Source organism: Pseudomonas sp. GW821-FHT04C07, assembly GCF_059420325.1.
The window spans coordinates 24,421-39,921 of record NZ_JBWKTM010000020.1; the positions used below are offsets into that span (position 1 = coordinate 24,421).

Below are 15,501 nucleotides of genomic sequence, written 5' to 3' on the forward strand. Positions count from 1 at the left end.
ATGCTAAACCTGACACGGCTGCAATCCAGCGCGTTGAACACTCAACCGTATTCATGGGCCGAAATTGGTGATTTGTATTCGCCAGAAGACGCGTTTGCCCTGGCGACCACCTTTCCCCACGATCATTTCAAGACCGTGACGGGTTATGGCGGGGAAAAAAACTATGACTATGAGGCACGGCGCCTGGTGTCGATGGGCACCAACGCCGTTGTTTTTCCTGAGGAGCTGAGCGAGGCATGGCAGAAACTGGCTCAAGACCTCTGCTCTTCGGCCTATCGGGAAGCCCTGTCGCACTTGACCGACCATGACCTGCGCGATGTACCGATGGAGGTGAATGTCTTCCATTACGGTCCAGGCGCCAGCCTTGGCGCCCATCCCGACCTGAGCGACAAACTGGTCACCCACATCCTGTACTTCAATGAATCCTGGAACCGCATCGACGGTGGCTGCCTGAACATATTGCGCAGCTCAGACCCGACCAGCATTGCGGCCGTCATCGAACCGCAGGTGGGCAACTCCGCCGTACTGGTGCGTTCGAATCACTCCTGGCATGCCGTTTCACCGGTCGTCAGCGGCTGCCGCTCATCTCGTCGCAGCCTGACCGCGACCTTTTATCGTCCGGGCTCGAAGAGCTCCATGTGGCCGGATGATGACTGCACTGCATTGCACAGGTACCCACGTGACTGATCCGATCAAGCACGACACAGCCCTGGCCGAAAGAGATGCAGTACTGCAGGAGCGCGATGCCGCGCTCGCCAGGGTCGATTTCCTGCTGGGTAGCCGCTCATGGTTTGTGACCAGACCACTGCGTTTCATTGCCTGCATGATGCGCTATGGATTGCTCGAGGCTCTCTCTGGCGGTGCCGATGTTGCGTTTCGCGCTCAAGGGCTAACGCTCCCCAGCGACCCGGCGCGACATCCTGCACAGCGCTCCGTAGGCGAAGTAGTCCCCCACAAGAAGCTGGATATTCTGTGCTTTGCGAATATTGAGTGGGCCGCCAGGTTTCAACGACCGCAGCAGTTGATGAGCCGATTCGCGCACCAGGGAAGTCGAGTGTTTTATATCGTGCCCTCGAGGGTCCCTCCTGAAGGGCGGCCTTATAGTCTGACCCGTGTGGCGCACAACATTTTCGAAGTGACCCTTCAGCGTGATGCTCAGGATCTCTATTACGAGAAAGTCTTGACGCCCGAGAACACCCAAGCCTACCAACGTGCCCTCGACCTGCTGATAGAGGACTTCCAGATCCGGGATGCGTTTTCACTCATCCACATTCCTTACTGGAGCCCATTGGCCATTGAGTTACGCGCTGATCGCGGCTGGCCCATTCAATACGATTGCATGGATGACTGGGATGGTTTTCCGAATATCGGTGCCGGGTTGGTGACCGAAGAATGGAACCTCGTCGCCCAGGCAGATCTGGTAACGGTATCGGCGGCGCGTCTGCACCGTAAATGGTCCGCGCATTGCAAAAGATGCGTTCTGGTGCGCAACGCAGTGGACTTTGAATTCTTCCACCGGCACTGCATGCCTAACGATCTACTACCAGACTTTGCGGGACCTGTGATTGGCTTCTACGGAGCCCTGGCACAGTGGCTGGACTTCCCCTTACTCGCGGCGCTGGCGGACAAACGCCCGACCTGGAATTTCGTACTGGTGGGAGACGTCTTCGTCGACAACCTCGCAGGTCTCGAGTGCAAACCCAATGTGCTGTTGTCAGGAATAAAACCTTACGCTCAAATGCCTCTCTATCTTCATCGCTTCGATGTCTGCCTGATCCCTTTTCTGCTCAACAATGTGACCCACGCCGTGGATCCGGTGAAGCTCTACGAATACCTGAGTGCGGGAAAACCAGTGGTTTCGGCGCCCCTCGAAGAGTTGAGCCGCTACAAAGATATTCTGTACTTCGCGAGCGACGTCGATGAGTACCTGGTGCAGATCGAGCGCGCCTTGACTGAAACCGCACAAGACAGGATCCGGCAACGGGTGGAAACCGCCCGCAGCAATGACTGGAAAGAGCGCGTCGAAACCACCCGACAAGCCATCAGCGCGCTCGATGTGCGGGCGTCCATCATTGTCGTGACCTACAACAACCTCGATCTGAGCCGAGAGTGTATCGACAGCATTGTGCGTAACACCACGTCGGTCCGTTACCAGCTGATCATTGTCGACAACGGTTCAGCGGATGGCACCCCCGCCTACCTGCAACAGCTGAGCCGCGACAATCCTGATGTCGATATCATCCTCAATGCCAATAACCGCGGGTTTTCTGCCGCCAACAATCAAGGTTTGCGTCGGGCCAGAGGCGAGACTCTGCTGTTGCTCAATAACGATACGGTGGTGCCCAAAGGCTGGCTGACGCCACTGATCAAACACTTGCAGGATCCAGGCATCGGACTGATCGGCCCCGTCACCAACATGGTCGGTAACGAGGCGAAAATCGCGGTTCCGTATACCAGTATCGGACAGATGCACGACTTTGCATCCCGCTACACTGCCGAACATAAAGGTCAGGTGTTCGACATTCCAATGCTGGCGATGTTTTGCGTCGCCATGCGCCGGGATGTTCTGCGCCAGGTAGGGTATCTGGATGAAGCCTTTGGCATTGGTCTGTTCGAGGATGATGACTACAGTCGCAGGGTTCAGGCCGCTGGTTACCGTACTGTCTGTGCCGAAGATGCATTCGTCCATCACTATGGACAGGCATCGTTCAAGAAGCTGATCGTCAGTGGCGAGTATCAGGCCCTCTGGGATAAAAATCAGGCGTACTTCGAAAGCAAGTGGCAAACCTGGACGCCTCATACTCACCGTGCGAGTGCCACACCCGGCAAGAACGAAACGGCTCCGCCACTGGCAGAGCCGACATAGTGGCCTGAACTGCCGGACATCAACGCCCACAACAACTGGCCCTGATGCAGAAGACCTGCTTTTGCGTACACAACGCTAGCCGCTGATCAACAGATGGCCTCCGAGCACTCCGAGGCCAATGAAAAATACGCGTTTGAACAGCACGGCGCTGATTCGCTGGCGTAGCCATTGCCCCAGCAACATACCCAGTACGGCCGGTATCAGGGCGAGCAGCGAAGCACTCAACTCGCCGCTGCCCAACGCCCCACGCCACAACAGGCCGGCGGCCAGCGCCAGTGTCGAAACGCTGAACGACAGGCCCAGCGCCTGCACCAGTTCATCCTTGTTCAGAGCCAGTGCCTGAAGGTATGGCACCGCTGGAATCACGAAGACTCCGGTAGCCGAGGCGATGATGCCGGTCAGCACGCCGCAGACCGGGCCAAGCCAGCGCTCGGTGCTGGCGTTCACATGCAGCGTCGGCAATAACAGACCGCTCAGGGCGTAGAGCAGTAACGCCGCGCCTAGTGCCCGCACTACCCAATGGCCTCCATCGATACCCAGCCACAGCGTACCCAGCCCAGTGCCGATAAAAATCGCCAACAGCATCGGCCACAGCCGTTTGATCAGCGAACTCAAATGCCCACCGAAGGCCAATTGCCAGATATTGGTCAGGGTCGCCGGAATGATCAGCAACGCCGCAGCCTGCGCCGGAACCATAGCCAGGCCCAGCAGGCCCATGGCAATGGTTGGCAGACCAAGGCCGATTACACCTTTGATCATCCCGGCTAGCAGAAAGGTGCCAATGACCAATAATGACAAGGCCGGGCCGAGGTTTTGGTAGAACGCGACAAGTGTCTTCATGGCACTATCCTGGGCCCTGTGCTCGACCTTTAAAATTCGCCATATACTGAGGCAGCCTCTTGTTAATGTTGAGGCTGATCGTTCCCACGCTCTGCGTGGGAATGCATCTCGTGACGCTCTGCGTCACAAAGGGAGGACGCAGAGCGTCCAGGGCGGCATTCCCACGCGGAGCGTGGGAACGATCCAATATACTGAGGCGGCCTCTTGGGAACGATCCATCGAAGGCGACCCTACATGCACTTTGATCTGACCGATCTGCGGCTGTACTTGAACATTCTCGAAGCCGGCAATATCACCGCAGGTGCCAGCCGCAGCCATCTGTCGCTGGCGGCGGCCAGTGCCCGGGTTCGGGCGCTGGAAGCTTCGCTGGGCACTCCATTTCTAGAGCGTGGACGCCGTGGCGTCAGTCCCACGCCGGCCGGCAAGGCCTTGGCCCAACATGCTCGGGTGCTGCTGCAACAGGCCGAACACATGCAGCAGGATCTGGCCGAGTACGCCAAAGGCGTCAAAGGTCAGGTGCGGTTGTTGTGCAACACCACGGCAATCACCGAGTACCTGCCGGAATTGCTGGCGGACTTTCTGCGCAGCCATCCCAACCTCGACATCGACCTGCAAGAATTGCCAAGTCTGCGTATCGCCCACGCCTTGCGTCAGGGCTCGGCTGACCTTGGCATCGTCTCCGACGCGGTGGACACCCAGGACCTTCAGACCCGGCCCTTTCGCGACGACCCGCTGGTGTTGATCATGCCGCCCGATCATCCCTTGGCCAACGGCAGGCCGCCGGGTTTCAGCGATACCTTGCTTCACGATTACGTTGGTCTGGCCGCCAATAGCGCGCTGGCGGTGTACCTCGAAGAACAGGCGCTGCACACCGGCGTACGCATGCAAATACGTATCCGCGCTGAAGGCTTCGACGGGGTGATTCGTATGGTCGCCCGCGGCGCTGGCGTGGCGATCGTGCCACTGGCCGCGATCCGGCGCTGGACGGTCGAGCAACCATTCAAAAGCTTCGCGCTGAAGGAAGAGTGGGCTCAGCGAAAACTGCTGCTGTGCGCGCGCTCATTCGACAGCCTGCCTGGTTATGCCAGAGCCTTGCTTGAGGCCTTGTCCGTTGAATGAGCCACCCATTGACTCTCCCGTTAGGGGCAGACTCTACCCTGAAAGCTCCACTTTCAGGATTTAGTCACGATGAGCAAGCGAGTACTGGTGATTCTGGGTCACCCCTCAACCGATAGTTTCTGTGGAGCCCTTACCAATACCTATGTCGAGGCCGCAAAAAGTGCCGGACATGATGTACGTCTGCTACGACTCGATGCTCTGAACTTCGACCCGGTACTGCACGATGGTTACAACCTGATTCAGATGCTGGAGCCCGATCTGCTCAAAGCCCAGTCCGATATCACCTGGGCTGAACATCTGGCGTTTGTTTATCCGATCTGGTGGGGCGGCATTCCGGCCTTGATGAAAGGCTTTTTCGACCGGGTTTTCCTGCCCGGTTTTGCCTTCAAATACCGCAAAGGCAAAGCGTTCCCGGACAAACTCCTGAAAGGACGAACCGCTCACCTGCTGGTGACCATGGATACACCGCCGTGGTACTACAAGTGGGTCTACCGCATGCCCGGGCTGCACCAGATGCGCAAGACCACGCTGGAATTCTGTGGCATCAAACCATTGAAGACCCTGACGTTTGGCCCGATCCTCGGCTCGAAGTCGACACAACGGGACGCCTGGCTCAAGCAAGCCCAGGCTATCGCCAGTCACTGAAGCCTTGCTACGGGCGATGCCGGCTTCGTCGCGCCCTGCGCCCCACACCCGCGCCATTTAATACGCCCGGGTTCCCGCCTCGGCATGCTTGTGTAAAGATGCCGCGCCGAAGCTTGCCTATCCGTGGAACGATTGATACCACGGGGCCAATCGATAGCTGTTCAGCTGGAACATTGCCTGTCATCACGTCAGTTGATACAGGTGCGGCAGGCGCGTGAACGCTCGGCCTCTTTGTGCACATAAAAAAGGACTTTTCATGTATATCGGCAAAGCCGCCCAGCTGTCGGGCACGACGGTCAAGAGTATCCGGCACTACGAAGAAATCGGCTTGTTACCGCCGCCACAGCGCGAAGGTAAATATCGCGTCTATAGCCAGCAGAGCGTTGAGCTGCTGACGTTCATCAAGTGCGCCCAGCAACTCGGTTTCAAGCTCAAGGAAATGCAAGCGATCCTGCAGGATCACAGGGGCCAGGAACTGCCATGGGACCTGGCGAACAAGGCTATAGCGGACAAAAAACAGGAGCTGATGACCCAGATTGAAGCGTTGCAGAAGGTGCACTCGGGGCTGGTCGAATTCGAAGCCAGCCTCAAGGACGCTCAGGATCAATGCCAGTTCGAACATATCGCCAAAATCGCCTGAACACCGTCACCCCGCTGCACAGAACTGAAACAGTTGTTAAGCCGCTTTGCGCTGCCAAGGCACGCCGGCAATGAGTGGTTACTACAAACCCAATGCCGGCGCATCCTGCTGCAGCAGCAGCCCTTGCGCTTAACTCAAGGCGCCATCACGCAATGGGTGTTCACGTTCATCCACGGGCGACTCAGGCACGATCGCGGCGAAGAACCACGGCGAAATCAATGTCACCAGCAAGATGGTCATTACTCCACTGGAAAATAGCGCCAGCGCCACCAGCGTTCCCAGGTCAATGACCGGCTTGTAGGCGGAAAACAGCAACGCCAGGAACCCCACCGAAAAAATCACCACGTTGACCACGGTCGAACGCCCGACGCTGTGCATGGCCGTGAGAATCGCCTCATCGACATGCACGCCTTGCTGAACCAGCAACTTGATCCGCGACAGCAGGTGTACGGCGTAGTCGACCACCCCCACCACCAGGAACGTCACCAGCGTCGTGCCAATGTTCAGCTCGATGTCCAGCAGATACATACAGCCATAGACCGTCACGGACGTGGTCAGCAGCGTGAGCATGCCAAGAATGCCCAGGCGTACCGACTTCAACCAGTACATCATCATCAGCGTGACCACCACCAGCGCCAGGGAGAAGCTCAGCACCTGGCCCTGGGTGATTTCCTGCAGCACTCCAGTCCAGATGTAGGGTGTACCGGCATGGGTCACTTGCAGGTTGGCCGGCTTGTTCACCAGCAGCCAGGCATCCAGGCGATCAAGCATGTCCTGATAGTCGCTGGCGACCGAGGAGGTCATGGTGTAAAGCGTCAGCGCCTTGGAATAGTCGGCATTGAGCACGTTCTGCAAATCCGAGCCGCCGCCGTTCTCGAACATCATGATGTGTTGCTCGATCAGCGAGTTGCCGTCGACCTCAAAGGTTTCTGTCTGCCCCTCGTCATTGACCGACTTCACCTGTTCCAGCGCCTGCGGCACACGCAGATAGTCGGGCTTCATGTCATTGAGCACCAGGTTCATGCGTTTGACGTAAGTGGCCACCGAATAGGTGTAACTGACGTTCGGCTGGGACTTGATGAATTGGTCGAGCCTGTCGAGGAACTGCACCACCTCGGTGGTCAGGACACCTCGCGGGGTCTTGCTGTCGAAGGCGATCCAGCCCGGAGAAGTGCCGGCGACATGGGCCCGATTGATGAACTCATCCGAGACCCGGAGCGGGCTGTCCTTCTTGAAGTAGGCAATCCCCGAGTCCTCGATATTGACCATGAAGGTGAATACCGTCATCAACGCCAACAACGGTAGGGTCACGACCAGAACCGGCTTGCGCCACTGGATCAAACGCGCACAGAACGCTACCAGGTAGCGCGAGATGATCGACTCTTTGTGGACTACTTTGCGCGGTGGCTGATCCTTGCCCCAGATGGAGATCCACGCCGGGATCAGCAGCAGGGAAATGATCAAGGCCGCCGTCAGCCCGATAGACATGAAGAGACCGAAATTGCGAATGCTGACGATATTGTTGGTGGTGGAAATCATGAACGTGGCAATGGTGGTGACGGTGGTCAGCACCACTGGAACGACCATCATCCGCATGGTCTCGCGGTTGGCCTCACGAAAGGATTTGCCGGCATTGAGCTGCTCGTAATACTCGGCCATCACATGGATCGCGTCGGCACAGCAAATGGTGAACAAAAAGACCGGCAACACGCTGGTCAGCAAGTCCATCGGTACCTGAAACAGCGCCATCAGGCCCAAGGTCCAGATGGTGCAGAAGAGGATATTGAACAGCGGCAGGAGCACACCCAAAGGCTTGCGGAAAAAGAACACCAGCAGCGAAGTCACCAGCAGGAACACGATCGGGAACAGCAGCGCCAGGTCGTGATCGATGATCTCCTGCTGCGCCGCAATAAAGATCGGCATCCCGGCGATGAACACCTCATCGGTGAATTGCGGATGTTTGGCCTGGTAGTCCGCGATGATTTGACGGACCTGGTGATAGGCGCGTAGTTGAGCCTGGGCGTCGTCCTGTTTGGTCCCCAGTTCAGCGACCACCATGGCGACTTTCTTGTCGGCGGAAACTACCCCGCCGACCATTTGCTCGTTGCCCATGATCTGCGCTTCGACGACCTTGGGGTCCATGTCCAGGCCATGCAGGGTCTTGTGAATCCACAGTTCGCCATCGGGGCTCAGGCTGATGTTTTCCAGGTCGGCCATGGAGGCCATTTCCTTGATCGGGTTGATCCGCTCGACGAGAAAGCCGAGGAACTGCTGATCGCGTTCGCCCCAGCCCTGACTGCGGGCGTGATCGAGCAAAACCTTGGCCTGGGCGTAATCGTTCTGGGAAAAACCCTCGTTGAGAATGTCCGCGGCCAGCAGTTGGGCGCGACTGTCCGCCCCATGCTTGCCGACAATGCGCTGAAGTTCGACTTCATCCTCTGCGTTGGCCAGCATCAGCCGCCGCAGGGCTTGCGAAAGTTCGAACTGGGCATTGAGCGAGTCGGTGTTGAAGACACTCTGCCGATTGTTCAGCGCCACCATGACCGAGTCGTAGGTACCGGTGAATTCGTGCTGCAGGTCGAGAATGGTTTTGCGCGCCGGATGGGTTTCCTTGAGTAAATAGGGATTGGTGTCCGACATCAGCGAGCCGAGTGTGTAGGTGAACCAGGCGGTGATCGCCACCAGCACAAATACAATCGCCCGCGCATAGCGCTCAACGAAGTTCAGGTATCGTTCCATGATCATGCGTTCCACAAAGGTCGGAGCAGTGCTTAGCGAGCGGACACGGCGAATTCAGGCAGGTCGCCGGTCTTCAGGCCGCGTTTGATGGCGGTCTGGGTAAACAGTCGGTCGTCCAGCTCAACGTTGTACTGCAACTGGTTGAAACGCAGCTGGGAGCGAGTGCCCGCGATGAAGTCTTCGGTCTCGCTCAGGGTGATGCTGTCAATCTTATCGACAGCCTCGACTTTCAGCGTGCGCATCTGTTTGAACATCACGCCTTTGACATCGAAGAAATCCTGACGCATGACCAGCAGATTCTTTTTGTCGATCCAGACCTTGAGCTTGTTGTAGCCGGTCTTGGCCAGGACTTGCGCGGACGCAGGCGTGCGCTCGATGACATAACACTCACGACCGGCAATGTTCTCTTCGCCGACCAGGGTCTGGCGATAATCGTTGGCCCGGATCTTGTCCAGGTCTGCATAGGAATAATCACTGCCCATGAAGGCACCGCGCTTGTCGGTGGTCGAAATGCGCCGGGTCTGCCGGCTGACCGGCAAGTACATCCACTGGCTATCTTCGGTGCTCAGTGCTTCGTGGGGGTTTTCAATGTGGAAGGCGACATCGCGCACGTCATTGGGCGCCGAGAAATACATGGTGAACTTGTTGCTGTCCGGATAATCCTTCTGCAGGTAGTTGAACTCGCGCACCCGGCTATTGCCCTGCTTGTCGAGCAGGATCAACGACACCTGCGACATGAAGCTCTTACCGTCGTTGCGATCTCTGGCCTGGCGGATGATTTCGTCGGCGTCCTGGCCCTCGGCGGCAAACACCGAAGCGCTCGTCAGCATCAACACACCAGCGGTCAGGACCTTGAATAGCGGCAACATAGAATTTTCCTTTTCATCATGTGAGTGAGTTGCTCGCCAGCGCACGGTGCACGCAGGCGCTGTATGTTCAGAACAAGCTGTATGGTTAAAACAAATAGCCCGCCGAAAGCCGAACCTGATCGCGCTGGTCGTACTCGCCAAATGGCCGGTCCTGCTTGCCAAAAAACACATCCACCTCCAGCCCAAGCTTGAGCCAGTCGACCGGTTTGTAGGTGAAGATGCCCTGCAGCAAGGCGTCGTCTTTGGCCGGCGGTGACATAGCCAGCACCAACCGACTCTTGAGCCGGTCCCGCAGATGTGTGCCTTCGGCAGACAGGGTGAAGAGATCGGCACGTTTGTCTTGCAACATCCCGACCTGCCAGTCGAGCAATTGCTGCTCCTGCCATTGCAGGGAGATCAGCCAGTTGCGCAGCAGATAGTCGACGCCAAGCAGTGACTTGATCATCGGGCTCTCGTCGCTGCCGTACTGGCGGAAGGGATTGGTCACTCTCCAGTCATCGAAATAGGCCACCTCGCTGCGCACGACGATACTGTGCCCGGCATCGATCGCCAGACCGGCCCCGGCCATGCTGTAACGCGGAAACTGCCGTTCCAGGCGAATTCGCTGATCGTCGGCCACACCCTCGACCGCATACACCGGATCTTGCTGACGGGCATTGAGTGCGACGAAGCTGGCGTCCACCGCGCCGATCCGGCCGTTGGCGCTCAGGCCATAGGAGAAACCGCGTTGAGCGTTGTAGTCGGGCGTGGAATCGACGATGAACGTTGCCGGGTCCGGCCGGGCGAACAGCGGTGCATCGAACTCACTGCCTTGGGCCGGTGCCTGGTTCTTCACAAAGTCGGTAATCCACAGGGCTTCCAGCTCCCACTCGCCCACCGGCTGGGTCAGACGCACCATAGGCACCGCAATGCGGCTGTCTTCGAGCAAGGCAGTCAGGCCCTCGCGGTAGTCGAGCGGGTTGATCTGATCGAGCACTCGCAGTTCATCCGCGCGGCCCCAGACCACCTGCTGCCAACCCACTGTCAGCTCACCGTCACCGACGTATTGTCCCCAGTACAAATGCCGCCAGTCGGCGCCGAAGCGGTAGTCTTCCCGGGCTTCCTGGCTGTAGGGGTTATTGCCGTCGTAGCGGGCGTCATAACGCACCCGGCCCTTGGCCTTGTAATAGCCACTGTCCCAGTTGTCCTCCAGATTGGCCTTGAAGTAGACGGCCTTCTGCGTGACCTGGTCGTCACCATGCAAGCGCAGCGCGGTGGCCACGCCGACTTCAGCATCGGCATGGGCCGGCACGATGTTGGCGCTGGCCAGCTGCGGGCCGAGACAGGCCAGCACGGCAACCAGCCCCTGCCTGAATCGCTCTCTGGCCATGACTACATTCCCAACCCGACGCCGCCATCGATCATCAGGCTCTGCGCCGTGACGCCCGCCGCCTCGGGACTCGCCAGGTAACGCACCATCGCCGCCACTTCATCGCCCTGAATGAATCGCCGCAGCGGCAATTTCTTCTTCGCGTTGCGCAGGATCTGCTCTTGGCTGATCCCCGCGATACGGGCTTGAGCCGCCAACTCGCCCTGCAACATCGGCGTATCGATCCAGGCCGGCAGGATCGCGTTGACCGTGATCTGGCGGGGTGCCAGGTCCATCGCCAGTGCCTTGGTCATGCCAATGATGCCGTGCTTGGAAGCGCAGTAAGCGCTGTTACGCACCTTGCCGGCACGCCCCAGAATCGACGACATGTTGATGATCCGCCCACGGTCCGCCATCAGCGGCAGGCACAGCGAGGTGACATAGAATGTTCCGTTCAGGTTGATCGAAATCACCTTGTGCCAGTTGTCCAGGTCCTCAGGCTCGTTTTCGTTGCAGACACCGGCGCTGTTCACCAATACATCGATGTAACCCAGACGCGCGGCCAGTGTCTTGAACAGCACCTGTAAACCGGCAAGGTCGGCGATATCGGCCCCATGGGTTTCGATGCTCGCCGCAAACGCCTGCCCGGCCACCCAGCCTTGCAACTGCGGCAGATCCAGATCGAGCAGGATCAGTCGGTTTCCAGCGTCGGCGGCGAAGCTTTCCGCCACCGCCCTGCCAATGCCTTTGGCTGCACCTGTAATCAAAAGCGTTCGTAGCGCGCTCATGGCATTTTCAATCCGCCGTTGACGGACAACACTTCACCCGTCAGGTAATGTCCGCGCTCGGCGATGTACAGCACCGCCTCGGCAATGTCCTGTGGTTCGGCGAAGCGTTTGATCAACAGGCGCGACTGGATTTCCTGCTCGTGGGCCCCCAGCAACGCGGCGGTCATGTCGGTATTGACGATGCCTGGCGCAACCGCGTTAACGCGGATGTTGCGCGGTGCCAGCTCAACGGCCAGGGCACGGGTCAGCGCCTCGACTCCGCCCTTGGCGGCGGCATAGTTGCTTTGGCCCTTGCCGGGCTTTTGCGCGGCCACCGAGCTTAAGTTAATGATGCAGCCGCTACGTTGGCGCATCATGCCGGGCACGACCTGCTGGCAGCAGAGCAAGGTCCCGATCAGGTTGGTCTGGATCACCTCGGTGATGTCATTGATCGACAGCGTCGCCAGCAAACCATCGCGGGTGATCCCGGCGTTATTGACCAGCAGATCGATGCGTTCGAACCGCTGTTCGACGCCTTCGAAAAAGTCCTTGATGCTGTTGCCGTCTTTGACGTCGCATTGCGACGCCAGGCATTCGCGCCCCATTGCCTCGACCTCGGCACGTAACAGCATGGCCGCCTCTTCGTCGCGCACATAACTGAATGCAATCTGATAACCGGCGCCGGCCAGTGCCAGGACAATCGCTTTACCGATGCCGCGACTGCCCCCGGTCACTACCGCTATTTTCTGGTTCATGGCCGTTCCTTAGAGTGAGTTGTTGGTCTTGAACTGAGCAAGGCCGAAGCCATGAATCGCCGCCAATGCGCGGATTTGCTGCACTTGCTCACGGCTGATATCGCCATAGGAGTAATGCTGCTTGATCCCCGACAACCCCATCAGGACCGACTCGGCCATGCAGGCATACAACTGACCCTGTTTCAGATAGGCCCGGACATTTGGCGCAAGCCCATCGCCAAGCGGCGTCTGGACAATGCCGCCATGCATGTACAGAACATCCGCACGCTGGCTGCAGAGCGCCTGGTCAACGTTCAACGGCACCGCGATATCGCAAATCACACTGTTCTCGGCAAAATGTCCGGCATCCAGGAACGGCTGCGCAGCGTTCGCCGCACACAGCACGACGCGGGCTCGCTTGAGTGCTTTCAGATCATTGGTGACGGTGATGAACGCATTCACCCCGACGCGCTCCTGCACCAGCCGCGAGATACGCAGACCCAGGTCCGGGCTGCTGCCATGTTCCTGGAGCAACTCCTCGATACCGTTGAGCTTGAGCAGACGCATCGCCAGCCGATCCTGTTCGGCGTTGCCCTTGAGGATCGACCGGGCGGCGTCGGCGTAGATCAGCTGCGCGGTTTTCTCCAGGCGACGCACCGAGCCATCGCGACCACTGCCGATCAGGATCAGGTGATCGACGGTGGCCGACAGCAGGGACGCGTAAGTCGAAGCAACGTTGCCGGCCGCCCCGACCACGGCCGCGGTTTGCCCGCGCAGCTCAAGCTGCTGTTGTTTGCAGCCTTGCTCAATGGCTTCCAGCCCCATGCCGATGGTCAAGGCATTGCCGGACGTCAGCGCCATGTCCGGGATCTTCAGCGCCTGGCAGTTGTTAGTCACGATGGAGGTGTACATCCCCAGCCCCGCGACGCTGTAACCATCGGCGCGAGCGTCGAGAATGCGGTTGCCGACCTCTTCGCGGATGACCTCCAGGTCACCGCTGATGATGTAGTCCGCCATGGCGTTGGAGTCCATGCACAACGGATACAAGGTGAACTCCACCGCAGTACCGAGCCGCGAGCGAATCAGCACCGGTCCGACTGGCGCAGCCCGGCGTTCCGGCGCTGTGCGCGTAATGAAAGCGCGCTTCTGTTCGGCGCTCAGCTGGCCTAACGACGGATCGACATCGCCAAGAATGTCGGCATCGATCAAGTGGTTGATGAAGGCAACGCGAGCGACGACCGGCGTGTCCTGGTCGGCTTTGATGCCGCTGGCAGGCCTCTGGAAACTGGCGTCACGCGCGGGCACAACCGGAATCGAATCGGCACAGATAGTCGCCGCCAGCGGGAAGGCGTCGCCCCGGCGAAGCATGTCGCAGACATTTTGCAACGCGCCGATCAACCCGTCGATTTCAGCGAAGGTGATGCAGGCCGGCGGCTCCAGGCGAATCACATTGGAGTTGCTGCCCGATGGCGCCACACGCAAGCGTTCGAACTGCAGCAGGTAGCCGGCGATGAGATAACCCAGTGCATCGTTGTACTGGGCCGAGGCCTGCACCAGCGAACTGTTGCCGCTCTGGTCGTGCAGTTCGAAACCGAGCAACAGCCCTCGGCCGCGGACATCGGCAATCACATCGGGATAAGCCGCCTTGAGCTCGAGCAGCGAGGTCTTGAGGTACTCGCCCTTGTTGTGCACGTCCTTGAGCATGGCATTGTCGTTGGCGAACAGCCGATTGAGGGCCGACAGCGCAATATGGCAGGACGCATCGTCTTCGGCGAAGGTCGAGCTGTGGATATAGCTGAAGTCGTTTTCATAGTGGCTGCTGCGAATCACAGTTGCCGCAATCTTCATCAAGCCACCGCCCAGCGCCTTGGACAGGCAGTAGTAGTCGCCTTGCAGATTGAAATGGCTGCTGGCCAGGAAGGTGCCGGTACGCCCGAAGCCCGACTGCACTTCATCGACGATCAACGGGCATTGCTGTTCGTTACACAGACGCCGCAACGCGAGGTAGAAGTCGGAGGCGAATTCGATGATTCCGCCTTCTCCCTGAATCGGTTCAAGCAACACCGCAGTGATTGCACTGAACGCCTGCCGAGCGACCAGTAACTGCTCGCCGCTCCACTGCAGGGTCAGCCAGTGACGGCTATGACGCGCCGGCAGTTCCTGGAGTTGATGCGGCTGTTGCGGATCGATGAACTCGACGTTCAAGCCGAAGCGGGCGAATGGCTGGCGATATTGCCGGCCATAAGTCAGCTGCACGGTATTGACCAGCTTGCCGTGGAAGCTGCCACGCAGCGCGACGAACACCGGCTCGACATGCAGCTGCGCCAGGTTGTACTGACGCACCGCCTCGACCACCTGACGTACCGTTACACTCGTCAGGTGAGCCGGTAGCAGCCCGGCCGGCAGGTCAAGGTCATCGACATCCAGTTCCCGATAAGCCCGGTCGCTGGCCGTCAGATTGGCCAGGGCAAAATCCAGATCGTCGAACTGCTTGTGCAGGGTTTTCTGACGACGATACTCGGCATGCTTGACGGCGATTTCCACCGCTTCGGCACCGCTGTTGGAGAAGGTCGAAATGTACCGTTCGGTGTTCTTCAACTCACGATTGAAGGCCTCGCTGAGCGCACGGCCCAACTCTCCGGCCGGACCGCGTATTGACATTTGCGCGTTGAAAGGCACGTCGTCACGCAACAGCGTGCAGAGCTGGTCGACGAACTGCGGATCGTTGTGCCCGAACAAGGCTGCGCCGTAACCACCGAGAAAATCGGTGACGGTGACTTGTGCACCGTGGCGGTCGCGATAGAACAGTTTACTGCCCAGCGCCCGCTGGAACTCGCACTCCAGGCCCAGTGCCTGCAGCAGGTCAACGAACTTGGGGCGAACGAAATTACGGTAATCCATGACAGTCATATCCCTTGAAAGAAGAAGGCGGTT

At 58.8% G+C, this 15,501-nt stretch carries 12 protein-coding genes; 5 read left to right on the forward strand and 7 right to left on the reverse strand.

Features of this window, described 5'->3' with window-relative positions:
- Positions 1-687, forward strand: coding sequence for a 2OG-Fe(II) oxygenase family protein (locus tag AC07UI_RS27305; RefSeq protein WP_494995415.1), 687 nt, complete (start codon positions 1-3; stop codon positions 685-687).
- On the forward strand, positions 680-2,866 hold the full coding sequence (locus tag AC07UI_RS27310; RefSeq protein ID WP_494995416.1) for a glycosyltransferase: 2,187 nt from the start codon (positions 680-682) through the stop codon (positions 2,864-2,866). Before AC07UI_RS27305 ends, AC07UI_RS27310 begins: the two co-directional genes overlap by 8 nt.
- Positions 2,867-2,941: 75 nt before the next feature.
- Here the strand turns inward: AC07UI_RS27310 and AC07UI_RS27315 are convergent, their stop codons facing one another.
- Entirely contained in the window at positions 2,942-3,706 is a 765-nt protein-coding gene (locus AC07UI_RS27315; RefSeq protein ID WP_494995417.1) for a sulfite exporter TauE/SafE family protein, read from the reverse strand.
- Between the two features lie 234 nt (positions 3,707-3,940).
- On the opposite strand from AC07UI_RS27315, the gene AC07UI_RS27320 reads away from it, so the two are divergent.
- The 3 genes from AC07UI_RS27320 to AC07UI_RS27330 all read left to right on the forward strand — a co-directional run bounded on the left by AC07UI_RS27320 (position 3,941) and on the right by AC07UI_RS27330 (position 6,110).
- Positions 3,941-4,825: a LysR family transcriptional regulator gene (locus tag AC07UI_RS27320; RefSeq protein ID WP_494995418.1), complete on the forward strand. Its 885-nt coding sequence runs from the start codon at positions 3,941-3,943 to the stop codon at positions 4,823-4,825.
- Positions 4,826-4,894: 69 nt separating this feature from the next.
- Positions 4,895-5,470 (forward strand): NAD(P)H-dependent oxidoreductase, encoded by a 576-nt coding sequence (locus tag AC07UI_RS27325; RefSeq protein ID WP_494995419.1) that lies wholly within the window; start codon positions 4,895-4,897, stop codon positions 5,468-5,470.
- A gap of 256 nt (positions 5,471-5,726) precedes the next feature.
- On the forward strand, positions 5,727-6,110 hold the full coding sequence (locus AC07UI_RS27330; protein WP_494995420.1) for a MerR family transcriptional regulator: 384 nt from the start codon (positions 5,727-5,729) through the stop codon (positions 6,108-6,110).
- Positions 6,111-6,239: 129 nt separating this feature from the next.
- Here the strand turns inward: AC07UI_RS27330 and AC07UI_RS27335 are convergent, their stop codons facing one another.
- The 6 genes from AC07UI_RS27335 to AC07UI_RS27360 form a co-directional block, all read right to left on the reverse strand.
- Positions 6,240-8,849 (reverse strand): efflux RND transporter permease subunit, encoded by a 2,610-nt coding sequence (locus tag AC07UI_RS27335; RefSeq protein WP_494995421.1) that lies wholly within the window; start codon positions 8,847-8,849, stop codon positions 6,240-6,242.
- 32 nt (positions 8,850-8,881) lie between these two features.
- On the reverse strand, positions 8,882-9,718 hold the full coding sequence (locus tag AC07UI_RS27340; RefSeq protein ID WP_494995422.1) for an outer membrane lipoprotein-sorting protein: 837 nt from the start codon (positions 9,716-9,718) through the stop codon (positions 8,882-8,884).
- Positions 9,719-9,803: 85 nt separating this feature from the next.
- The gene (locus AC07UI_RS27345) at positions 9,804-11,087 is read right to left on the reverse strand and encodes a DUF1302 family protein (RefSeq protein WP_494995423.1); all 1,284 of its coding nucleotides are present in this window, start codon (positions 11,085-11,087) and stop codon (positions 9,804-9,806) included.
- A gap of 2 nt (positions 11,088-11,089) precedes the next feature.
- Positions 11,090-11,854: an SDR family NAD(P)-dependent oxidoreductase gene (locus AC07UI_RS27350; protein ID WP_494995424.1), complete on the reverse strand. Its 765-nt coding sequence runs from the start codon at positions 11,852-11,854 to the stop codon at positions 11,090-11,092.
- The gene (locus tag AC07UI_RS27355) at positions 11,851-12,588 is read right to left on the reverse strand and encodes a 3-oxoacyl-ACP reductase family protein (RefSeq protein WP_494995425.1); all 738 of its coding nucleotides are present in this window, start codon (positions 12,586-12,588) and stop codon (positions 11,851-11,853) included. Before AC07UI_RS27355 ends, AC07UI_RS27350 begins: the two co-directional genes overlap by 4 nt.
- A gap of 9 nt (positions 12,589-12,597) precedes the next feature.
- Positions 12,598-15,468, reverse strand: coding sequence for an aminotransferase class III-fold pyridoxal phosphate-dependent enzyme (locus AC07UI_RS27360; protein WP_494995426.1), 2,871 nt, complete (start codon positions 15,466-15,468; stop codon positions 12,598-12,600).
- Between the last annotated feature and the right edge of the window lie 33 nt (positions 15,469-15,501).

Coding starts and splice junctions, on each gene's coding strand:
- AC07UI_RS27345 (WP_494995423.1), bottom strand. CDS start 11,087: ATGGCCAGAGAGCGATTCAGGCAGGGGCTGGTTGCCGTGCTGGCCTGT.
- AC07UI_RS27350 (WP_494995424.1), bottom strand. CDS start 11,854: ATGAGCGCGCTACGAACGCTTTTGATTACAGGTGCAGCCAAAGGCATT.
- AC07UI_RS27315 (WP_494995417.1), bottom strand. CDS start 3,706: ATGAAGACACTTGTCGCGTTCTACCAAAACCTCGGCCCGGCCTTGTCA.
- AC07UI_RS27360 (WP_494995426.1), bottom strand. CDS start 15,468: ATGGATTACCGTAATTTCGTTCGCCCCAAGTTCGTTGACCTGCTGCAG.
- AC07UI_RS27340 (WP_494995422.1), bottom strand. CDS start 9,718: ATGTTGCCGCTATTCAAGGTCCTGACCGCTGGTGTGTTGATGCTGACG.
- AC07UI_RS27330 (WP_494995420.1), top strand. CDS start 5,727: ATGTATATCGGCAAAGCCGCCCAGCTGTCGGGCACGACGGTCAAGAGT.
- AC07UI_RS27325 (WP_494995419.1), top strand. CDS start 4,895: ATGAGCAAGCGAGTACTGGTGATTCTGGGTCACCCCTCAACCGATAGT.
- AC07UI_RS27335 (WP_494995421.1), bottom strand. CDS start 8,849: ATGGAACGATACCTGAACTTCGTTGAGCGCTATGCGCGGGCGATTGTA.
- AC07UI_RS27305 (WP_494995415.1), top strand. CDS start 1: ATGCTAAACCTGACACGGCTGCAATCCAGCGCGTTGAACACTCAACCG.
- AC07UI_RS27355 (WP_494995425.1), bottom strand. CDS start 12,588: ATGAACCAGAAAATAGCGGTAGTGACCGGGGGCAGTCGCGGCATCGGT.
- AC07UI_RS27320 (WP_494995418.1), top strand. CDS start 3,941: ATGCACTTTGATCTGACCGATCTGCGGCTGTACTTGAACATTCTCGAA.